The following is a 22,215-nucleotide window of genomic DNA, read 5'->3' on the forward strand; positions in this document are numbered from 1 at the left end:
GTCAGACGCCGATGTCGGACAGACTGAACAGAGATTCAAATCGCCAGCCGCGTGCTGCAAACAGTTCCGATGCTCCCGCATGGCGATCTAACACCGCGTAGACGCCGATCACGGTGCCACCGCATGCGATGATGGCATCGGCGGCCGTCTGTGCCGAGCCGCCGGTGGTGGCAACATCCTCGACCACTGCGACCCGCATCCCCGACACCATCGGTCCTTCGACCCGACGGCCGGTGCCATGTTCCTTGCTCGATTTGCGCACAATCAGCGCGGGACAATCGACACCCTGATCGGCGGCGGCAATGGTCACGGCCGCGACGATCGGGTCTGCTCCGAGCGTTAATCCCCCGACCGCCTGTGCACCCGCCGGACGAATCCGTTCCCACAGGAGTTCCCCGATCAAGCGCAGGTACGCGCCACGGAGTGAAATCGCGCGCACATCGACGTAGATGTTTGATTTCTGTCCGGAGGCGAGGACAAAATCGCCGTGTTTGACTGCAAACTGAATCAGCCCGGAGCGGAGTCGCTCACGGGCTGATGGCTGTGTCTCCGGTGTGTTCACTGAGATAGCGCGCTACGGCGCCGATTCGACCGTCAATTGTCCGGGCTCGAAGATCGGCTCGGCTTCCGTGCTGGCGCTGTCGATGTAGACCAGATAGTTCGCCGGCGGAATGAAGCCCTCCTCAATCGGTCCGGAGGCGGCATCCCCGCTCAGCGTGAAGTGGAATGTCGCCAACAACCCTTCCCCGGCGGGAATCAAGGGTTCGGTCATGGGGATGGCTGAGATTAGAGCCCGAAGCGAATCGTTGTCGATCCGTACCGGGCGCGTTGCGACATACTCGATCATCGAGCCGGCGAATGACACCGAATCGATCTTCATGCCATGCGGATAGCTGATCGGCACGACGATGGCCTTGAGCGGCTCGATCCCGTAATAGCGAACGTCGAACGACCCGGATTGTCCGCGTGCGGCGCTTGCCGACCCGATCATCACGCGGGCATCGGTCTGGCGAATCGGCGGGCGCGGCGGCGGCGCATCCGAACGTGTCGCGGCGGTCTGCTCATCCGCCCGCATCTGCTGTTGCCCCTCCTTTTGACACGATGCCAGGATTACCAGCGACAGAACAGCCACACTGATCGACTTTAGCATCTGAATCCTCCACCAGGGGTTTGGACCCCTGCCCGTAAGTAAGAAACTCAGGATCGGCCCCGAGTCAATGCCGAAGCCCGGCCGCTATTCCATCTCTCGAAAGGCGCGTATGAACGCGAATTCATCTTCGACCTCCAGCAATCGTTCACGGAAGTAGTCAAACTGCAGGACTTCGCCGAGTGCTTTGAAGACGCGCAGATAGAGCGTGTCGTCATACGACGGCGCCGCCATCGCAAAGAACAGCCGCACGGGACTGTCATCGGGCGCGTCGAATTCCAGGCCCTCCTCCGATCGCCCCACGGCTATGACTAATTCACGCGTCTGGTAGGTCCTCACATGAGGGATGGCAATTCCATCGCCGATGGCGGTCGTCGCCTTGCGCTCGCGATGGACAAACTCCGTCAGCAGCTTGCTGGGGTTGGCGATTTTCTCGGATGTGCTCAACAGGCCGACCAACTCCGCCAGCACCGATTCCTTCTCATCGCGTTTCTGCCGCTCGGATAGCTCACCGCCGTCCCTGTCGGAATTCCGACGGGTCTCCATCGACAGGCGGATCAATGAAGGTTCGAGGTGGCGGGAGATGTTCATTGTCCGATCCCAGAGCGTCCCTGGCGCAAAGGACGGATGATAGCGCCCACCGTCGACAACGCAATTGGTTTCAGGTCGCGACGCAGTTAAAATCCCCCCAGCGCAGGGTTGCGCGCCCGGGCCGTCAGGCCACCTCGAACCATGGCCACCGAATTCTCCCAGTGCTGCGTCGTCTGTCTCGGCAATCCGGGATCACGTTACGAAGCAACCCGTCACAACCTCGGGTGGTGGGTGGGAGACTGCCTCGCCCTTCAGATGCGGATGGGGTTTAGGCCGGGACGGGGAAACTTCACCGTAGCTTTAGGTCACATGCGCGGCAACAGCGTCTGTTTAGTCAAGCCAATGACTTACATGAATGCAAGCGGTGAGGTTTGGCCCGATCTTGTGCGGGGCTACGGTGCCGTGCCGGAAAAAACTCTGGTCGTCTGCGACGACATCGATCTGCCGCTCGGCCGCATCCGTGTGCGCGACACAGGATCATCAGGTGGTCACAATGGTTTGTCGTCGATCATCGAATGTATTGGCACAGAGCAGATTGCGCGGGTGCGATGCGGGGTTGGCCCGGTCCCGGCAGGGATCGACCCGGCGGCCTTTGTCCTTGACCCTTTTGCTCCGGCAGAGCTACCTTTGGCCCGCCAAATGGCCGAGCGGGCCGCTGCTGCCGTGGAGATGGCGGTCACCAGTGGCATGACGGCATCGGCCAATGAGTATAACCGCAGAGCTCCCGCGCCGGAGGATTCGGTCGAACCTCCAGCCGGCGCCGACAGACCAGGGGAGAACACATGAGAGATTACGAAACAACGCTCATCCTCGATCCGCAATTGGCGGAAGAGGGTTGGGAACAGGCGATCACGAAGTACTCGACGATCATCTCCGCAAAGGGAACGATCAAACGGACCGACCGTTGGGGACTGCGGCGGCTGGCGTATACGATCCGCAAACATGGACAAGGGTACTATGTCCACTTTATTCACTACTCCTCGACCGACGTTCCCCGCGAGATTGAGCGCCAGTGCGAGCTCGACGAGCAGTGCCTGCGGTATCTGACCGTCGCATCCGACAATCCGAAGTATGTTGAAGAAATGGACAAACGCGCCTCGGGCGAGGGAACTTCCGTATCCGAAGAGGGTGACCGCAGCGCCTCGCGTGAGACCACGGGCCGGCCCGTCCGATCCGGCGCAGACGATGCCGGCGACGAGGCGTGACACAGCGGGCCCGGAGACGACTTTAACGGGGAAATGAGGGATAGACGCAGATGAGATCCGAGGGCAGGTCCCACGATCGGCATTACGAGCGCGGACATGACCGTTCACACGATCGCGACCGGTCGCACGGGCGCGACGAAGAACGGGGCTATGGGCCGGCGTCGCGGGGACGCGGCGGACGCCGCCCCAAACGATTTGTCGAGTTGCGATACCACGAAATCGACTACCGCAACGAACGACTTTTGCGCAAGTTCATTACTGAGCGCGGCAAGATCGTGCCGCGCCGGACATCGGGGATTCCGGCCAGCTTCCAGCGACGCCTGACCCGCGAGATCAAGCGCGCGCGGCATCTGGCGATGCTGCCATTTGTCGGCGAGAGCTTCCGTTAAGCCTTGGGCCGGGGCACGTCTCAATTGGAGAGCAGGACATAATCATGAAGATCATTTTACGCGACGATGTCGAATCGCTGGGACAGTGCGGCCAGGTCGTCACCGTGCGCGACGGTTTTGCTCGAAACTACTTGATCCCCCGAAATCTGGCGATCCCCGCCAACAAGGGGACGCTGCGTTCGATCGATCAGATCGGCAAGCAGAGGGACCAGCGCGACCGCAAACGGTTGCGTGAGTCGGAACGGATCAAACTGGCGCTGGAGAAAGTCTCCTGCACGGCCGAAGTACAAGTCGGAGAGGAAGACCGCGTATTCGGATCGGTCACATCGGCTCACATCGCCGAACTGCTCTCCGTCCAGGGTTTTGAGATCGACCGCCGCGACATCCTGCTGGATGAACCTCTCAAGGCTCTGGGCGTATACACTGTGGATGTCAAGCTCGGCCATGATGTTGTCGCCAAGCTGAAAGTGTGGGTCGTCAAGAAGAAAGACTGACGCCGGAGCGGCACGACAGAATGCTGGTCAAGTCCAAAATCAACGGTTTGGCGCTGGATGTCACGTCCAATTCGCCCGTTGTCGTCCTGGCGCCGGAGGACGAGGACTTGGTATTACCGATCTGGATCGGTCACTTTGAAGCGTGGGCCATCGCCATGGAACTGTCGGGCATGAGTTCCAAGCGTCCGTTGACGCATGATCTGCTCAATGGGACGATCCAGGAGTTGGGCGCGCGCGTCAACAAAGTCGAAGTGACCGAATTGAGAGATCAGACGTTTTTCGCGCGGATTATCATTACCCGCAATGGCGATGAGCTGGCCATCGATGCGCGCCCGTCCGATTCGATTGCACTGGCACTGAAGGCCAAGGCGCCGATCTATGTCGAGCACGACTTGTTCCAGAAGAAGTCAGAAAGCAGCAGAGACGATGCCCCAAAGTATGATCCCGAGGCGCTCAAGGAACGGCTGCGCCAGATCAGCCCAGAGGATTTCGGCAAGTATCAGTTGTAAACCCTGCCTTCGAGTCGACGGTGGTTCGACCGCGACCTGACACCTCCCACGCATTCTCTGTCAGCACGGGTTCGACTACGTCCGTGCGCCGTAAGACATCCGCGTACGCTCTCCGGTTGTTGTTTCTGCTGAGCCTTGCAAGTACCGCCGCACCCGTCGCTGCCGCGCTGCCGATGGGAAGCGATCTGGCGACGCGTGACAAGTCCGTTCGCGGACAATTCGATCGTGCCGTCGGCTCGTTTGTCGATGCTGAGTTTGTCGCTGCCGAACGCGCCTTTCGCGAGATCGAATCGTCCGATCGGCTCGACCGACGCGACCGTCCGTTTGTGCACTATCTGATCGGACGCTGCCTCTATGGACAGGGCGAATACGGGTTTGCGATCACCGTGCTCCATGAGGCCATCGATTCGGATGAAGAAGGCGTCGTCCGGTGCGCAGCGTCACTCTACCTGGGGCACACCCACTTTCGTCTCAATGACCGTTTGGCTGCGGCGCGCGCCTACGTCAGCGCACTGCAGAACGACGACTCAGAATGCACCCGTGTCGCCGAGGCCAATCTGGAGCCGTTGCTCCGGAGTGGACTGACGCCGTTTGAACTGGATCGACTGATCGGCGACCTTGACGACGATCCGGACTTGTTGCGCGTTCGATTCACAGTTGCCCAGCGATGGGAATCGCTCGGACGGCGACTCGATGCCATCGAAGAATACGCCCTTGTCGGTGCATCGATGCCGGATGGTCCCATCGCGGACTCCGCGCGGGTGATGACCGAGCGACTGAGGCAATCACTCGAAGAAGAGATTGTCATCGGCCTTCTGGTTCCCGCATCAGGAGAGTACGCCAACTATGGCGGCAGCGTCGCCGACGGCGCCCGTATGGCTGCCGCTCAATCGCGCGCGTCGGTGCGGCTGATGATCAAAGACACGCGCGGCGATCCGGTCACGGCCGTCTGGGCCGCCGACTCATTGGTCAATGCCGGCTGTGATGCAGTGGTCGGCCCGCTATTGCCAGGCACCATCGCGGCAACCGTGCCGATCCTGCGCGCCCACGAGATTCCTCAGATACTTCCGATCCTCCGGCGCGCCACCGGCGACGTCAGCGCACTGTCGGCGGGAGTTGTGGTCCTGTCGGTTCCTCCCGACATCCAGGTCCGCCGATTGGTATCCCACGCCCTCGGGCGTGAGCAATTGCGACAGTTTGCCGGGCTATTTCCCGACACACCGGAAGGACGTCAGATCGGCTCGGCATACGCCGAAGCGATCTTGTCCTCGGGGGGCACTGTTTACCCGTTACAATACTTGCCGCCAAACGCCACAGACTACACGCCCTGGCTGCGGCGGATCAAATCGGTGGTACGCGACGACCGGGATGAGCTGCTCCCGCCCGCCGACTCCGATGAGGAAGAGGAGATAACGGTCTATGACCGCTGGCGGGTGCGCATCGACGGATTTCTCATTTGGGGGGACCCGGAGACCATCGGACGCGCCGTCGCGCAAGTTCGCGCCTTCGGAATCGAAGGGCGACTGCTCGGCAATGGCTCCTGGGCGGACTCGTCATTGCGAGAATCGCTGACCGGCGAGCTCGACTCAGCGCTGTTTGTCTCGGATGAATGGATCGATCCGACCGGGTCGGTCTGGCGTGAGTGGAGTTCCGATTTTCGCTTGCGGTATGGTCGCGTGCCCGACTGGCTGGCGGCCCGTTCCTATGACGCCGTCACCTGGCTTCTGCGGCACACCGGCTCACGCCGTGCCGGGTCGTTCGGTGGCAGCATAGCGGCAATCGTGTCCGACACATTGTCCGGGGTCAGCGGGACCTATCATTGGTCCGCCAGCCGAGAATCCGATGCCGCCGTTATTTATCGATTTCGGTTCGGCCGACCGGCGCCGGTTCGGGAGTAATCCTCATGTTGAGAATCCACGTCCGGGGCCGCCGTCAATCTCAAAAAGTCAGGAGTCATCATGAGCCATGAAGAAGACGCACGACGTTACGCTCTGCGGATGGTCATCGACGGAAAGGAGCGCCACATCACGTACGAGGAACTGGCGCTCTCCAACAACCTGGCGCAGGAGGCGCTCGTGCGGCTGCTTGTCAAAAAGAAGCTGATCGATGCCGGAGAATTGCTGGAAGAGATCAACACGGTTAAGACCGAACGATACCGCGCGGAGCCGTCGGACCAGGACAAATCTTGATGCAGGAATCGACCAGAGACACGTCGATTGGTGTAACGCCACTCGCCGGTCCGCGGGCAGCCGACGATCCCGCGACTGAACTGATGCGCTGGCGATCGCACCCGGTCCGTCAGAGCGGCAAACGCCTGGGGGCTGTCTTGCTCGTCCTGATCGGTCTTCCGGCGGGCCTTTGGGCACTTTATGGCCCGTTCTATGGGCTCCTGGGCGTTCTGATCCTGTCGGGAGCGCTCTCGCCGTACTTTCTTCCGACCGACTACGCACTGTACGCCGGCGGCGGCGAATCGCGATTCATCGGGGTCACCCGGCGGTTCACATGGTCGCAATACCGCACGTTCTATCCTGATTCCCATGGCGTGCTGTTGTCACCATTTGCGAAGCCGTCGCGGCTGGAGAACTTCCGCGGCATTTACCTGCGGTTTGATGGCCGGCGCGAACAGATACTCAACATTGTATCCGAGTGTCTGAGAGAGTCCGGGGGGCAAACCCTCACTTCCGGGACGGCAACGAGAGTATGAAGAACTTCCGAGAATGGTTTGAGTCGCGCAATCCGCGCCCGACCGAAACGCCGCTCTCCGCCGAGGAAGACCAACTGATGACGCGGCTGGCGGACAAGGTCGTGCAATGGAAGATGACCGTACCGGCGATCCTCTTTTTGGAATCGGTCAAGCCATTGAACTACGTCGGCGCCCAGGCATTGGTATTCTTCGAGCCGTTCGTGCAGACCATCTTCAATTTCAAAGAGTACGATACGTTTCGGATCATGATGGAGCGGCGGGAAAACATGGAACGGCTTTTGCAGCGCATCGAGCAGGTCGACGCGGAGGCGCTCGAACGTGAGCGCGCCGCGCGCCGCGTGCGCCGCCGGTCGGGTCGGTCATGGTGGAAGCCATTCGGAAAGGGCAGTCGCGACACCACAGGATCCGGCGAAGCGCCTTAGCCGGGGCTGATTGTGCCGGCCGCGCTGTTGATTTCGCGAGAACAGTCACTATATTGCCGCGTTTCGGGAACCAACCCAGACAAACAGACGGGAGATGGCAGACGATGATCATTGGCAGGGAGTTGTTTCTCACCAAGGGTGTCGGACGCCACCGCGAACGGCTCTCCAGCTTCGAACTGGCATTGCGCGATGCCGGCATTGCACACTACAACCTTGTGACGGTGTCGTCCATTTTCCCGCCGCACTGCCGGATCATCACGCGCGCCGCCGGACTGAAAAAGATGACCCCCGGACAGATCGCGTTCGTCGTGATGAGCCGCAATGACACCAATGAACCCTCGCGGCTGATCTCCTGCGCCGTCGGGCTGGCGCTGCCCAAAGACCCCGACCAGGTGGGCTACCTGACCGAACATCACGACTATGGCATGACCGAGCGTCGTGCAGGTGACTATTCCGAAGATCTGGCGGCCACGATGTTGGCCACATCGTTGGGTGTCGAGATCGACCTGGACAAAAGCTGGGACGAACGAAAAGAACAGTGGCGCATTTCCGGCCAGATTTACAAGACGCGCAACGTCACCCAGTCGGCCAACGGAGACAAGAACGGTCAGTGGACATCGGTCGTCAGCGCGGCCGTATTCATCACCGACTGATCAGCCGATAGAGCCATGAACAGCCGTCCCAATCGGGTGGGGCGGCTGTTATCATAAAGTGAGCGCAGCAGGGATCGCATGAGCGTTCCGACACCGATCGATCGCGACAGGCATCAACGCGGCTGCAATTTCCTCGGATTGACCGAGGACGAGGCCGACTACCAGTCGGCGCGCCTCGTGATCGTCCCGGTCGCCTACGATGCGACCACGTCCTACAAATCCGGCGCCAGGTACGGACCGGGCGCGATCATCGCCGCCTCGCGTGAAGTCGAGACGTTTAATCCCGAGTCGCAGCGCGAACTGGCAACGGCCGGCATCGCCACCTGGCCGGTGGTCGAAGCCGAGGCGGATGGGCCCGCGCAAATGGTCGCCACGGTTGAACACGTGATCGCCGAACAGATTGCCGCCGGGAAATACTGTGCCATGCTCGGCGGCGAACATTCGATCACCGAAGGGGCCGTCAGGGCGCATCAGCGCAAGTGGCGCGACCTGACGGTCTTGCAAATCGATGCCCACGCCGATATGCGTGATGCTTATCAGGGCTCGAAGCATTCCCATGCCAGCGTTATGCGCCGCGTGCGTGAGATTTGCCCCGCGGTCTCGGTGGGCGTCCGCAGCACCTCGGAAGAATGCCGTGACTGGACCGAACGTGGTTCGGCTTGGCTTACCACAAGCGGCTCGCTGCCCGTGTACTGGGCCATTGACATCGTCGGTCGCAACGATTGGCACGATGCCGCCATCGCCGATCTCTCGGAGCATGTATACATCACCTTCGATCTCGACGGCCTCGATCCCGCCATCATGCCCGCGGTCGGAACGCCGGAACCGGGCGGCCTGGGCTGGTATGAGACGATCGACTTTCTGCGAAAAGTCTTTGCGCAACGGCACGTTGTCGGCTTTGACGTGGTCGAGTTGTGCCCGATTCCCGGCTTGCACCATGCCGATTTCACCGCCGCGCGACTGACCGCGGCCATGGTGGGGATGGCGGTGCCGAAACTCTGAGAATTGCTCGGATTAATCAGAATCGGCGTCCCACGCTTGACCTGTGGCGCCCGGAGGACTATGCTGGCACTACTTTGGTCGTCTCACAAGGGAGAGGTTGGACAGATGAAAATCTACGTAGGCGGTCTGTCGCCGGAAGTCACAGACGAACAATTGCAGCAGGCGTTCGCCGCCTTCGGCAAAGTTGAGACAGCGAACGTCATCATGGACCGCTTCAGCGGTTCGCCCCGCGGGTTCGGATTTGTCGAGATGCCTGCCAAAAGCGAGGCGATCGCAGCCATCAGCGGGCTGAACGGCCAGGATTTGATGGGCAGCACGCTGGTTGTCAACGAAGCGCGTCCCCAGGAGTCGCGCCCGCGCGGCGGCGGAGGACGTGGCGGTCCGCAGGGGCGTCGCGGAGGTGATCGCGACCGCGACCGTCGTCCCCGGGGCGGATCGAGGTATTAGCCAAAGGAAATCCCCCGGCGGGATCGAATCTCACCGGGGGATGTCTTGCCTGAGTGGTCGAAGTTAGATCTTCTGCACGTTGGCGGCCTGTGGTCCTTTGGGACCTTGTGTGACATCATACTTCACACGGTCTGACTCCTGCAGGCTGCGGAATCCCTCCGCCTGAATCGCCTCGTGATGCACGAAGACATCCTTGCTGCCGTCCGCCGGAGTGATAAAACCGTACCCCTTGGCGTCGTTGAACCACTTCACTGTTCCTTCTGGCATCTTACACTTCCTTTGCGTCTTGGGAACGAAACGGCGTTCCCGTCCGTTGGCCAACGTGGCCGTTGAAACCTGTGAGTCTTTTCTGAGATTGCCGTGCGATACAGCACTGTGCGGTCACTCTAAGAGAAGTCAAAGGCTTCGCCTTACAACACGGCCAATATACGCTCGTCGACGCCGTTGCGGAAGAATAATTTATTTCGAAAAGGGGGGCAGCGGGTTGGGCAGGCGGGAGTGCTCCCACAGCAAGCCGGGACTCAGTCCTTTCCGATCTTGTGCACTCACCCGCGAACTCACCCCCCACCGCCTGGGCGGGCCACCAGCGCCCATAACAAGCGGCCGAATCCACAGATAGAACCCGCCTGCCATCCCGCCGATTGCCGAATCGGCGCTGCCTTGTATATTAGTCGGGTACCCACCCCCTGTTTTCAGGGGTGGGATTTTCGCGTTTGCGGCCATTTGCGGGCCGAGCAGTCCTATGCCCACACTCACCAAGGCCACGTCGCAGTCAGCGGCCAAGGCGCGTTTTAGCCGGGGGCGCGGGCCGTTCGATGACTTGATGGCGGCGGTGCGTCGATTGCCCGGATACACTCGTCTGGTCGAGTCACTCGGAGGCGATCAACCGGCCCCGGTCGACATCACCGGGACAGTCGGGTCGTTGGCGGCGACCCTGGCGGCACTGGCATATCAAGAGCAGACTCGCCCGACGCTGATCTTAGTCGATGACCCCGAACGCGCGGGGCAATGGCACGACGACCTGACATCGCTCTTAGGCGAGGAGCTTGTCGCCCGTTTCCCGTCGTGGGAGACGCTCCCTTACGAATTCCGTACACCCGGCCCCGAATCGACCGGACGCCGTTTGCAGACTCTTTGGCGCTGCCTCGAATCGCCGCCGCCGGTGGTGGTGGCGCATCTGCGCGCCGCGCTGGAACCGACCCTGTCGCCCGGTGATTTGAAGTCGCGCATTGTCCGCGTGCGCGTCGGCGAAGAGCCGGGGATGGAGTCGATTCTCTCGCGGCTGGTCGCGCTGGGGTATCGCCGCTGCGATGTCGTCGAGGAGGCCGGAGCATTCGCTGCGCGCGGCGGCATCATCGATTTCTTCACCTTCTCAGAATCCGAACCGGTGCGCATTGAGTTTTTCGGAGATGCCATCGAGTCGATCCGCACGTTTTCGGTCTCGACACAGCGCACGACCGAGCGTCGCAACGAATGCACGGTGCTGCCCGGACGCGAAGCGCTCGGCTCCGGCCCGATCTGGGATGAAGGACGCGAGTTGACCGATCTGGATGCGCGACTCTTGGAACGGTTGGAATCTGATCCTGAACGTCCCGGGCTCGAATGGCTTGCGGGCGCATTGGGGCAGGAGCGCGGACGGCTCTTTGATTACTTCGGCGATGGTGCTGTCCTATGGGCGGATGACCCGTCACGCCTACAGGATACTTATGACAAGCTCATCGAGGAAGCGGGGCGATTCCACGAACGACTGAGCGCGACATTCCCGGAGGTTCCGACCCCGACACAACTTTATGGCTCCGACGACATTCTGAAACCGGCGGGCCGATTCCGCTTCACGGTCACGATGCGCGATTTCCGACGCGGCCCCGACGGCGCCATCGAGTTCGATGCGGTCGGGCCGCCGTCGGTCAATGGCCGGATCGAATTGCTCAGCCGCGAACTCGATCAGTTCGCCGCGCAGGCAAGCGACGTCGTCATCGGCTGCGACAATCGTGGGCAGGCCGACCGCCTGACGGAACTGCTCGAAGATCGGCACACTCATGTGTCGTGCGTCTATCCCGCGCTGCACCGGGGATTCGTGTTGCCGTCGGCACCGTTTGCGTACCTGACCGAGCACGAAATCTTCAATCGTCACAAGAGCCGTTCGCGCCTTCGGCGCTTTCAGGAGGGGTTGGCGCTCTCCAGCTACACGCAGTTGAAGAAGGGCGACTATGTGGTCCACGTCGACCACGGCATCGGACGGTTTCGCGGTCTGGAGTCGATCACCGTCTCGGGGCAGCGCCACGACTGTCTGTTGCTTCACTACCAGGGTGCGGACAAGCTCTTCGTCCCGGTCGAAGAGTTTGACCGTGTCCAGAAGTATTCAGGCAAAGACAGCCGTCCGTCGGTCGCCCGTCTGGGTGGGACTGCCTGGGAACGGACCAAGAACCGTGCCAAGAAGGCGCTATTGGAGATGGCTGAAGAGCTGGTCGCGCTGTATGCCGCGCGCAAGGCACTTCCCGCAATCGCGTACTCGGCGCCCGGAGAGTGGATGCAGCAGTTGGAAGATTCTTTCCCTTACGATGAGACCCCGGACCAGGCGGCCGCCATTCGCGAAGTGGGCAAGGATATGGGGGATTCGGCGCCGATGGATCGTCTCGTCTGCGGCGATGTCGGTTACGGCAAGACCGAAGTCGCGATCCGCGCCGCCTTCCGTGCGATTTGCGATCACAAGCAGGTGTGCGTGCTGGTCCCGACGACGATTCTCGCGCAGCAGCACCTGACGACCTTTCGTGACCGATTGGCCGAATTCCCGGCACGGATCGAAACGCTCTCGCGGTTTCGTTCGCGCAGGGAGCAGCTCGAAGTCGTCGATTCACTGGCGCGCGGCAAAGTCGACATCGTCATCGGCACGCATCGCTTATTGCAAAAGGACATCCGCTTTGCCGATCTGGGGCTGCTCATCATCGATGAAGAGCATCGCTTCGGTGTTCGGCACAAGGAACGCATGCGCCAGATGAAGCAGACGGTCGACACGCTGGCGCTGTCGGCGACGCCGATTCCGCGCACGCTGCAGATGTCGCTTCTGGGCGCGCGAGACCTGTCGATGATCAACACCTCGCCGCGCGACCGCCTGCCGGTGCGGACCGAGGTCCGTCCGTTCGGACCCGATGTCGTGACCGAGGCGGTGCTGCGGGAATTGGACCGTGGCGGGCAGGTCTACTTCGTCCACAACCGCATCCAGTCCATCGCCGCGATGGCCGACTACTTGCAGCGGCTGATGCCGTCCGTACGCATCGGAGTCGCTCATGGGCAGATGCCGGAACGGCAGTTGGAATCGGTGATGGTCCGATTCTATCATCAGGAGTTCGACATGCTGCTGTCGACCGCGATCATCGAATCCGGCCTGGACCTGCCGTCGGTCAACACGATCGTCATCCATCGGGCCGATCACTTCGGCCTGGCGCAGTTGTACCAATTGCGCGGACGGGTCGGTCGGGCCGCCCGGCAGGCGTATGCCTATCTTCTTATTCCTCCAACCTCACCGCTCACTTCGACGGCAAAGTCTCGTCTGCAGGCGATCGAAGAGCACACGGCCCTGGGATCGGGATTCCATTTGGCGATGCGCGACCTGGAAATTCGCGGCGCGGGCAATCTCCTCGGCCCGCAACAGCACGGGTTCATCGAGGAAGTGGGGTTCGATCTGTACTGCCGACTGCTCGATGAAGCCGTCGCCGAAGTCCGGGGAAGCCCGTCGCCGGTTCTGTCCGGATCGCCGATCCAGATCGAGGTGGCGGGCGAGCGGTTTTTGCCGGACGATTATGTTCCCGACAACCAGCAGCGCTTTGAGATGTACAAACGAATGGCCGAGTTGGCCGATCCCGATGCCGTGGATGAGTTGTTGCTGGAGATGACCGATCGCTTCGGAGCCCCGCCGCCGCCGGCGCGCCGTCTGGCGGAGTTGGCGCGCGCACGGGTCTGGGCACGGCGAGCGGGGTTGGCCCGCGCATTGGCCTCCCGCAATGAATGGAAGCTGGTGTTTCCGCCGGAGCGTGTGGTCAAGCGGCGCGATGTCGAACGCTGGCGCGCGGCGATTCAAGGCCACGTCTCGTTTGATGCCGGCCCCCCATTCTGCCTCAGCGTCAGGGCCCCCTTGGGGGCGTCGGCCGATCTGGAGGGGCTGGTCGAACTGCTGCGGCGTTTGGATGGTATCGATTCGCCCTGAGCGCGCGTTGACGGCGGGCTTTGCGAGGGCATCATGATTGCATAAATTGGAAGTCTTGGCCCACTGGTGCACGGGACGTATGACAGCATGAACAATGGGGATTCGATGACCAACTGTACGCGATTTGTCCTCACCATCTTGTCAATGGCGGTTTCGTTGTCGGTCGGCGGATGCAGTCGGACCGAACGCACCGGCGACCTGATCGTCGCGCAAGTTGGCGAACACACAATCCCGCTGCGCGACATCACCGACTACATTGCCAGCATGCGTGTCGACTATCCCTCCGCAGAGGCAGAGTTGGCGGCGCGTGAGAAATACCTCGACCGGCTGATCGAAAAGCGCCTGCTGATCATCGGCGGCTACGGACGGGCGCTGGATGCCGACATCGGATTGCTGGAAAAGGTGGAGGCCGAGAAAGACAAGCTGTTGTTCGATGAACTGTACCGCACTCAAGTCCTTGATCAGTTGAGCGTGACCGAAGCAGAGGTGAAGGACGCCTACGAGCACTATTTCGACCGCGTTCAGTTTCGTCACATTCTGATCGAATCCGCAGCGCTGGGCGATTCGGTCATGGAGCAATTGCGAAACGGCGCCGATTTCGGGGACATGGCGGAGCGTTTCTCGTTCGATGAACAGACGCGATTTCGCGGCGGCGAGATGGGGCGCGACTTCGAGTGGGGTGAGTTTCCCGAACCCCTGAATGCCGCGTTATTCGAATCTTCCGTCGGAGAAAACGTCGGACCGATCGAAACCGATTTCGGATGGCACATCTTTCAGGTCACCGGCAAACGGGAGCTCGAAAGGCAGGAGTTCGCGACGCTGCGGCCGTTTCTGGAAACACGGCTCAAGCGTCGCAAGGAGAACGCCCGGCGCAAGGAGCACTTAGTCGAAATACAGCTTCGCAACAGTATCGAGTATGCCCCGTCCACGTTGGCCGATTGGCGTGGTCGGCTGCAGGCCATTGCCGACACGGCGGATTTGCTGCCGGGCACGCGGCCGACCGTCAATCCCAGTGCGCTCTCGCCCGATGATGCCGCGCGTGTCATGTACCGGTTCGGTGCCGGGTTGGAGGTCCACTTCGGAGAATTCTGCGCCGCCTTGTCGCAACGTTCCCCCTATGAGCAACCCGATCCCGCCGACACGCTCGAACTGCAACTCTTCGCGTTCAATCACTCGCTCTATGACATCCTGCGTGACGAGGCCATGCGGCTCAAACTCGACGAATCGGACATCTATAAGGAGCGGGTCCGCGAATATCACGAAACGCTGATGGCCGACATCATGCGCGGAGAAATCCTTCCACGGGGTATTGCCGTCACCGAAGAGGATTTGCGCCGGATATACGAGGCACAGCCCGATTCCTTCGTCCAGGGCCCGCAGTTTCATGTGCGCGAGCTGCTGGTCTTCGATTCGGTCGAAGCGCGACAATTGATGGAACAAGTGCGCACAGGGAGTTCGTTGGAGGAGTTGGCCCGACGATACACTCAGCGTACCGGCATGCAGTCAAAAGGCGGCGACTTGGGCTGGCTCAGCGAGGGCATGTACGACGACATCTATGCGAGCGCCGCCCAAATGGAAATCGGTGAAGTGCGACGGTCCGACGGGACCGGTCAGTATTCGATCATTCAACTACTCGCTCGGCGCCCGGGACGGCAACTGGCCTACGAAGAAATCGAGGCGGAACTCTTCAATGTCGTTCAGCGTCAGCGGACCGATTCGGTCATCTCAACATACCTTGATTCGATACGCACAATGAACACCGTGGTCATTCATGACGATGTGCTCCGAGTCGGTCTGGGAGAACGGCCACTCAGCACGGAGCAGCCCGGATCATAACCCCAAGCGCAGGCGAGTGAACTCACGCATGAGACGAAAACTCAGCCGTTTCCGGAATTGGTTGTGTCTGCTCGTGATCGCGCAGATTGCGATCGCCAATGGACAGGACGTTGTCGAAGAACCGATCGCGATCGTGGCCGATCGGGTGATCCTGCGCTCCGAATGGGAAACCCAGTTGTCGTTGCACAGCATGCAGGCGAACGTCGATGCCAACGACCCGCTCGTGCGCGACACCCTGGGACAGGTCATTCTGGATCAGATGATCAACGATCAGCTCATCTTGTTGGTGGCTGAACAGGACTCCACTCTGATGGTGTCGCCCAAGGAACTCGATGAGGCGGTCGAAGAGCACATTCTGTCGCTGCGCCGGCGCTATCCAACCGACGATCAGTTCCATCGTGACTTGGCTCAAGAGGGGCTGACCGAACGTGACCTGCGTGTGCGCTTTCGGCAGGATATCAATAACCAACTGCTCAAACAAAAACTGATGCAGCGCAAGCTTTCCGACGTGGCGGTCTCGCACGGTGAAGTCCGCGAGTTTTACAGCCACTACAGCGACTCGCTCCCGGTCCGCCCGGCCGGAATCAAGCTGGCACACATTCTCTTGCCGGTCGACGTGTCCGAATCGGTCGTCGACGCCACGCGCGAGCGGCTCACGCGCATTCTTGGGGAGATCCGCGATGGGTTGGACTTCGGCGAGGCCGCGCGCAAGTACTCCGCCGATGCCAGCGCGCCCAACGGCGGCGATCTCGGGTGGTTTGGCAAAGGGGAGATGGTCGCCGAGTTCGAACAGGCCGCGTTTGCCTTGACGCCCGGACAAACGTCCGGTGTGCTTCGCACTCCGTTCGGGTGGCACCTGATCCAATGCATTGAACGCACGGCCGAACGGGTCCATGCGCGGCACGTCATCCTGACCCTGGAGCCGACCGGCGCCGACTCGGCGGCTGTGAGGGCGCGCGCCGATTCCGCCGCCGCGCTCTCTCTCTCCGGCGAGGACTTCTGCCTGCTCGCACAGGAGTATTCCAAAGACGAGGAGACGCGAAAGAATTGCGGTGAGCTGGGCTGGTATCCGATCGAAGAGATGTTTGAGGAATTCAAGACCGTACTGGCGGATGCGGGCAACGGTGCGATCGCCGGGCCGGTGATGACCAAGTATGGATGGCATGTCCTGCGCGTGCTGGATCGACGCCCCGCGCACCGTCTGAATCTGACCGACGACTGGGACGCGATCAAACAGATCGCGCGCCAGGACAAGACCAATCGCGTCCTGACCGATTGGATTGCCGAAGTTCGCGAAGACACCTATGTCGACATCCGACCGCTGTCGGCACGACGTACGCTGACCCCATCATCACCCTGAATTGTGCGTCGCAATGAGCGCCTTGATGAACGGCCCCGAGCATTTCTCCACAGAATGTCCGATCGGCGTGCGAATCTGCGCCCGTTTGACGCGGCCATAATCTGACATGAGCGGATTCGATACATCGCGACCGATTGAGCGGGCGATCATCGTCGGGTTTGGCCGCAACGGTTCATCGCGACATGCGATGGAGCAGTCGATGGCCGAGTTGGAGCGCCTGGTGGAATCGGCCGGCGGACGGACCGTGGGGAGCGTAAGCCAAGTGGGACGGCCGCACCCGGCGCACCTGGTCGGCACGGGCAAGCTCGCGGAAATCGGGCAATTGGCCAATTCCGCCAATGCCGACCTCGTTGTATTCGATGAGGAGCTCTCGCCGTCGCAGGTTGTCAATGTCGAGCAGCGCCTCCGACGAAAGATCGTCGATCGCTCGATGCTGATTCTGGCGATCTTCGCGCGCCACGCCCACACGAAAGAAGCCAAGACGCAGGTCGAATTGGCACAGTACGAGTATCTTTATCCGCGCCTGGCCGGGCAGTGGACTCACATGACCCGACATTGGGGAGGCATCGGCACACGGGGACCGGGCGAGACTCAGTTGGAGACAGATCGCCGGCTGGTCGGGCGACGCATTCTGCGTCTCAAACGGGAACTGTCCGCGATCGACCGCGAACGGGCGGTTCAACGACGTGGGCGCAACGATTTGTTTCGTGCCGTCATGGTCGGATATACCAACGCCGGGAAGTCCACACTCTTCAATCGGCTGACACGATCTCAGGTCTGGGCGGCCGACCGGCTCTTTTGCACGCTGGACCCGACCTCCCGGACATTAGCTCATGCCGAGGGCCGCCGGATCGCACTGACCGACACGATCGGTTTTATCCGTAAGTTGCCGGCTTCGATCTTTGCCGCATTCCGAGCGACGCTCGGTGAAGTCGCATCGGCCGATCTCCTTTTGGTGATCATCGATGTCGCTGATCCGGAATGGGAAGTGACCTTGGCCTCCGTCGAGGACTCTCTCGCTGAGATAAAGGCAAGCGAGATTCCGCGACTGCTGGTACTTAACAAAATCGACCTGCTTAATGGGCAACATCTGGCCCCATTAGGGCTTACGCGAAACGACAGCCCGGCCGTGGCAGTCTCGGCGACGACGGGAATTGGATTTGAACCGTTGCTTGAGGCGATCCTGCGGGAGGCAATCAAGATCGGGCTGCCGACACGACGTCGACAGGCCCGAACAGCCAAGGCGAGTGTGCATTACGAGAGCAATTCCTCGCCGCAATAGCACAATGTCTCTGACTGCCCGTACCGACTTTCAATATCTGCACAATTCAGACTTTGGGACTCATCGTTTGGCGTTCAGACGCCGACAACTCGAATACGGGGCCCGTTTTGCGCCACTGGGCCGCGGTGTGCCCGACGGGTGGACATCGGGGACTAAATCATCATGCCCACGACAGGCCGCAAGATATTAGTCGTCGAAGACAATCCGAATATGTCCAGCCTGCTGGCGGACATGCTGGAGGTGTTTGCCATACAGAGTGTGCGCGCGGTTGACGGTCGGGACGCGCTCTCAAAAGTGGACCAGCACGATTTTGCGATGGTGATCACCGACATGCGCATGCCGAAGATGACGGGGACCGAGTTGCTGGTTCGCCTCAAGGAAAAGCGCCCGGACATGCCGGTGGTTTTGATCAGCGGGTTCTCCCTGGCCGACGCCGATGATCAGGCGGCGGTGCAACTGGCGGATGGGTTTCTTTCGAAGCCGTTTCGCATGAACGACATCCGTCGCATCCTCGAACAACACTTCACTGCATAGCCCTCACGATTGACGAGTTCGACGGAACTGTCGAAGCGTGCGATCGGCGGCGCTGCGCGCATGCCCTTTAGCAGCGCTACCGCAGAAACAGGAAACCGCCCAGCAGTAAGATGACAAACAGGAGCGACAGCCATCCCAGATGTCGGTCGATGAAACTCTGAATGGGAACACCGTAGGAGCGCAGCAGCAGTGCGATGAGAAAAAAACGCGCCGAGCGGCTCAATACCGAGGCCAGCACAAAGATTGGAAAGCTGATCCTGAATACACCGCCGGCAATGGTGAACAGCTTGTATGGTATGGGGGAGAAGCCGGCGGCAAACACCGCCCAGAAATCATAGGTCTGATACAAGCGGGCGACGCGGTCGAACCCCGACTGCGTCACGCCCGGCACATTGGCCATGAACCAGCCGCCCCACACGTCCCAAAAGAACATCCCGATACCATATCCGATCATTCCGCCGGCCACCGAGGCCACCGACAACACGGTCGCGAAGAAATAGCTTCTTTGCGGTTTCCCCAGACAGAGTGCCATCAACAGCGGATCGGGCGGCAGCGGGAAGACCGACGATTCAGCGACGCCGAGAGCAGCCAGGGCGGCAGTTCCGCCGGGACGCTGTGCCCAGGATAGGACCCAATGGTACAGGCGGCGCAGCGGGTTTCCTCCGTGGGACGATGGAGTTTCCATTGGCTGCCGGATACCGATCAACGGTTGTCCTTACGTATTTCGAGCGATTGTACAGTCCCTCCAATTCGGCGCTCAGAGAGTCTCCGAATGTATGGGCGCGGGGTTAGTCAGTCAAAGCGGATCGGAACAACATCTCATCCCGCTGGGGCGCCGAATTCTAACTTTGTGTGATACGACAGTTCTCCCTACCTTCGCGCCATGGCCAAAATCGATCGGAAGCGTCAAAGAGCCAAAGACTCCGGCGGCTCGTTTCAGGCGCGGCCACAGCGGCCACCGTCGCGCGGGTTCGGTGCCCAGGTCGCCGCGCACCCGGTACGTTGGGCGGTCATCGGCTATGCGCTCCTGACGGTCATCGTGTTCGCCGGCCCCATTTTCACGCCGGGGGAGATGGTCTACGGTACTGACACGATGTCGGCAGGGGTGTTCTTCCGTTCTTTTCATGCGGAGTTCTGGCGTGACCACATGCGGATGCCGATGTGGAACCCATACATCCACGCCGGGCTGCCGTTTGTCGATGCCATGCACGGCGACATCTTCTATCCTGCGGCGATCCTGCAGATACTTCTGCCCGTACCTTATGCGCTCGGCATCAAGCTGATCTTGCATGTCTTCCTGGCCGGTGTCTTTATGTTTCTGTTTCTCCGTGTCATCGGACGCAGCGATCCGGCCGCATTTGTCGGCGGCTTGTTGTACATGTTTGCTCCGTTCATCGTCTCTCTGTTTTTTCCCGGGCACGACGGCAAGATCTATGTCACGGCGCTGACGCCGCTGGCGTTTCTCGCGCTGTACCGGGCCGTCGTGACACGTCGGTTGCCCGTGTTCCTGGGTTTCGGGCTGGTCTATGCCCTGCTGATTCTTACGGCACATGTGCAGATGGCATACTACGCTGCCTGGGGATTGGGACTTTACTTTGTTTTCCTCCTCTGGGAGCGCTATCGCTTCGCTCCCAGGCAGGTCGTCTCGCTGTTGGCGCTCTTCGTGCTCGCCGTGGGATTGTCCCTGGGCGCGACCGCTGTGCAATGGGTGACGCCGTACAAGTACACCGCCAAATATTCGCAGCGGCTCTTGCAACAGGATGAAGAGCGCGGCTACGAGTGGTCCAGCTCGTGGTCGATGAATTCCGAAGAGGTGCTCTCGGAGATCAACCCCGAGTTCCCCGGCGCCGATCTGGCAACACGGCGCCAATCGACATACTGGGGGCAGAACCCCTTCAAGCTCAACTCTGAGGCGGTGGGTGTCATGGCGGTCATGCTCGCCCTGGTGGCGCTCATCACGCTGCGCATTCACTCCGTGATATTTTTCGCGGTCCTCTCGCTGCTGGCGCTGCTCTACGCGGTCGGCTCGTCGACGCCTGTGTTCCATCTGTTCTACAGTCTGGTGCCGATGGTTAAGAAGTTCCGTGCGCCGTCGATGATCGTGTTCCTGTTCGGATTCTGTTGGGTGGTGATGGCGGCGTTCGCGCTGGATGCGCTGCGGCGCGACCCTTCGGTGCCAAAACCACGGGGCTCATCGATCGATCCGTTTCGGGTATTGCGGATCATCGCCATCGCCTATTCGGCGATCGCCATCATCGCGCTGCTGATTGGCTCTTCGCTGCTGACCGGGTGGGCGTCGTTGATCGGGCGCGTATTGACGCAACGTCAGGCCGCGTCACTGCAGGACAATGTCTCCGCTGTCAGCAGCGGCTTTATCGTCGGTTCCGTTGTGTTGTGGGCGCTGGTGGGCTTGTTTCACATGCAGCGACGCAGCGCGCTGGGTCCGTCGGCGATGTTGGCGGGGCTGGCGATCCTGGCCGTCATACCGAACTGGATGTTCAATGCCCGTTTTGTCGAAACGATCAACCCCGACCCGATCTATGGCGAGGCGCCGATTCTCGACTTGATCCGGCAACATGCACCCAGCGAACCATTTCGAGTGCTGAATCTGCGCGGAATCGGTGCGGGCGGTGAGCTGGAAGACAACTATTTGGCGCTCCACGGAATCGAGGAGTTGTCTCCGACCGCCATGCACGGCAACCACTTGCTCACCAACGATGTTTTTACCGGCCGTCACGATCCACAGCCCGCATTGATCAACAACGATGCGACACGCAACCTGCTCAACAGCGTGATGATTGTCGCTCCGGGGCGGGTCGGCTATCAGGGCCTGGAACCTTTGGGACAGGCCGGGGGACTGTATCTGTATCGCAATACCGAGGCGATGCCGCGGGCGGCGGTCTTTTATCAGTACGAAGTCATTTCCGATACGAACGCCGCCCTGTCTCGAATTCGCAGCGATGGCTTCCCCTATCGCTCACGCCTCATCCTCGACCAGGAACTGCCCGGCATCCCGCCGGTATCCGAGAGCGACACGCTGGCGGGCGTCACGCCCGCGCGTGTTGTCGAATGGGACGTTGACCGCTTTATAGTCGTCTGCACGACGAGCCAAGCCGGAATTCTTTGGCTCTCGGAAAATCACTATCCGGCCTGGCGCGCCACGGACGAGGCAGGCCAATCGCTGCCGATCTACCGTGCGGATTACGCATTTCGTGCCGTTCCCCTGCGACCCGGCCCGCATCGCGTCACGTTCGAATTTTACTCGGAGTCATATGCCAAAGCGCGGTGGCTCTCGCTGGCTTGTTCTCTGCTTTTGGTGTGCGGCGGGATTGTTTCCCTGCGCAGCGGAAGAAAGCCGACGATGCCCGCGGCTGCCGGATAGGGCCCAAGGATACAATCTGGGATCATGCGCTGCGGGGACTCGAACCCATACGCC

General features: G+C 60.8%; 22 protein-coding genes and 1 pseudogene. 18 read left to right on the forward strand and 5 right to left on the reverse strand.

The features are described from left to right. Position 1: 1 nt before the first annotated feature. The 3 genes from pyrE to VGB22_03065 form a co-directional block, all read right to left on the reverse strand. Entirely contained in the window at positions 2–562 is a 561-nt protein-coding gene (pyrE, locus tag VGB22_03055) for an orotate phosphoribosyltransferase (protein ID HEX9750258.1), read from the reverse strand. A gap of 12 nt (positions 563–574) precedes the next feature. After that, a complete protein-coding gene (locus tag VGB22_03060) occupies positions 575–1,150 on the reverse strand; it encodes a hypothetical protein (GenBank protein ID HEX9750259.1) in 576 nt (191 codons plus the stop codon). 84 nt (positions 1,151–1,234) lie between these two features. Continuing rightward, positions 1,235–1,738, reverse strand: coding sequence for a PTS sugar transporter subunit IIA (locus VGB22_03065; GenBank protein ID HEX9750260.1), 504 nt, complete (start codon positions 1,736–1,738; stop codon positions 1,235–1,237). A 141-nt stretch (positions 1,739–1,879) separates the two neighbouring features. On the opposite strand from VGB22_03065, the gene pth reads away from it, so the two are divergent. The 12 genes and pseudogenes from pth (at position 1,880) to VGB22_03125 (ending at position 9,563) form a co-directional block, all read left to right on the forward strand. Continuing rightward, a complete protein-coding gene (pth, locus tag VGB22_03070; protein ID HEX9750261.1) occupies positions 1,880–2,524 on the forward strand; it encodes an aminoacyl-tRNA hydrolase in 645 nt (214 codons plus the stop codon). Beyond that, on the forward strand, positions 2,521–2,943 hold the full coding sequence (gene rpsF, locus VGB22_03075; protein ID HEX9750262.1) for a 30S ribosomal protein S6: 423 nt from the start codon (positions 2,521–2,523) through the stop codon (positions 2,941–2,943). The genes pth and rpsF overlap by 4 nt, the downstream gene beginning before the upstream one ends. Before the next feature lie 137 nt (positions 2,944–3,080). Further along, a pseudogene (gene rpsR / locus VGB22_03080) lies at positions 3,081–3,332 on the forward strand (30S ribosomal protein S18). Positions 3,333–3,376: 44 nt separating this feature from the next. Then, positions 3,377–3,826 carry a 50S ribosomal protein L9 gene (gene rplI / locus VGB22_03085; protein ID HEX9750263.1) on the forward strand — a complete coding sequence of 150 codons (450 nt, stop codon included), beginning with the start codon at positions 3,377–3,379 and terminating at the stop codon, positions 3,824–3,826. A 20-nt stretch (positions 3,827–3,846) separates the two neighbouring features. Then, on the forward strand, positions 3,847–4,335 hold the full coding sequence (locus VGB22_03090) for a bifunctional nuclease family protein (protein HEX9750264.1): 489 nt from the start codon (positions 3,847–3,849) through the stop codon (positions 4,333–4,335). 83 nt (positions 4,336–4,418) lie between these two features. Continuing rightward, positions 4,419–6,233 (forward strand): penicillin-binding protein activator, encoded by a 1,815-nt coding sequence (locus VGB22_03095; protein HEX9750265.1) that lies wholly within the window; start codon positions 4,419–4,421, stop codon positions 6,231–6,233. A 60-nt stretch (positions 6,234–6,293) separates the two neighbouring features. After that, entirely contained in the window at positions 6,294–6,524 is a 231-nt protein-coding gene (locus VGB22_03100; GenBank protein ID HEX9750266.1) for a hypothetical protein, read from the forward strand. 83 nt (positions 6,525–6,607) lie between these two features. Further along, positions 6,608–7,039, forward strand: coding sequence for a hypothetical protein (locus VGB22_03105; protein HEX9750267.1), 432 nt, complete (start codon positions 6,608–6,610; stop codon positions 7,037–7,039). Continuing rightward, positions 7,036–7,461, forward strand: a complete 426-nt coding sequence (locus VGB22_03110; protein ID HEX9750268.1) for a hypothetical protein — start codon at positions 7,036–7,038, stop codon at positions 7,459–7,461. Before VGB22_03105 ends, VGB22_03110 begins: the two co-directional genes overlap by 4 nt. Before the next feature lie 104 nt (positions 7,462–7,565). Then, positions 7,566–8,114, forward strand: coding sequence for an arginine decarboxylase, pyruvoyl-dependent (locus VGB22_03115; GenBank protein ID HEX9750269.1), 549 nt, complete (start codon positions 7,566–7,568; stop codon positions 8,112–8,114). Between the two features lie 78 nt (positions 8,115–8,192). Beyond that, complete coding sequence (speB, locus tag VGB22_03120; GenBank protein ID HEX9750270.1) at positions 8,193–9,116, forward strand: agmatinase; 924 nt, start codon at positions 8,193–8,195, stop codon at positions 9,114–9,116. A gap of 105 nt (positions 9,117–9,221) precedes the next feature. Then, a complete protein-coding gene (locus tag VGB22_03125) occupies positions 9,222–9,563 on the forward strand; it encodes an RNA-binding protein (GenBank protein ID HEX9750271.1) in 342 nt (113 codons plus the stop codon). A gap of 63 nt (positions 9,564–9,626) precedes the next feature. Here VGB22_03125 and VGB22_03130 read toward each other — a convergent pair whose 3' ends face one another. Next, complete coding sequence (locus VGB22_03130) at positions 9,627–9,830, reverse strand: cold shock domain-containing protein (protein HEX9750272.1); 204 nt, start codon at positions 9,828–9,830, stop codon at positions 9,627–9,629. Between the two features lie 475 nt (positions 9,831–10,305). On the opposite strand from VGB22_03130, the gene mfd reads away from it, so the two are divergent. From mfd to VGB22_03155, 5 genes are all read left to right on the forward strand, one after another. Beyond that, a complete protein-coding gene (gene mfd, locus VGB22_03135; protein ID HEX9750273.1) occupies positions 10,306–13,767 on the forward strand; it encodes a transcription-repair coupling factor in 3,462 nt (1,153 codons plus the stop codon). A gap of 105 nt (positions 13,768–13,872) precedes the next feature. Further along, the gene (locus VGB22_03140; protein HEX9750274.1) at positions 13,873–15,603 is read left to right on the forward strand and encodes a peptidylprolyl isomerase; all 1,731 of its coding nucleotides are present in this window, start codon (positions 13,873–13,875) and stop codon (positions 15,601–15,603) included. Positions 15,604–15,631: 28 nt separating this feature from the next. Further along, positions 15,632–16,963 (forward strand): peptidylprolyl isomerase, encoded by a 1,332-nt coding sequence (locus VGB22_03145; GenBank protein HEX9750275.1) that lies wholly within the window; start codon positions 15,632–15,634, stop codon positions 16,961–16,963. Positions 16,964–17,069: 106 nt separating this feature from the next. Beyond that, entirely contained in the window at positions 17,070–18,245 is a 1,176-nt protein-coding gene (hflX, locus tag VGB22_03150) for a GTPase HflX (GenBank protein HEX9750276.1), read from the forward strand. 162 nt (positions 18,246–18,407) lie between these two features. Next, positions 18,408–18,779: a response regulator gene (locus VGB22_03155; protein HEX9750277.1), complete on the forward strand. Its 372-nt coding sequence runs from the start codon at positions 18,408–18,410 to the stop codon at positions 18,777–18,779. 76 nt (positions 18,780–18,855) lie between these two features. Here VGB22_03155 and VGB22_03160 read toward each other — a convergent pair whose 3' ends face one another. Next, on the reverse strand, positions 18,856–19,464 hold the full coding sequence (locus VGB22_03160; protein HEX9750278.1) for a VTT domain-containing protein: 609 nt from the start codon (positions 19,462–19,464) through the stop codon (positions 18,856–18,858). A 198-nt stretch (positions 19,465–19,662) separates the two neighbouring features. On the opposite strand from VGB22_03160, the gene VGB22_03165 reads away from it, so the two are divergent. Next, positions 19,663–22,161 (forward strand): hypothetical protein, encoded by a 2,499-nt coding sequence (locus tag VGB22_03165; protein HEX9750279.1) that lies wholly within the window; start codon positions 19,663–19,665, stop codon positions 22,159–22,161. The last annotated feature ends 54 nt before the right edge of the window (positions 22,162–22,215 follow it).

The sequence above is a fragment of the Candidatus Zixiibacteriota bacterium genome (assembly GCA_036397555.1).
In the GTDB taxonomy this organism is placed as follows: Bacteria; Zixibacteria; MSB-5A5; order WJJR01; family WJJR01; genus DATKYL01.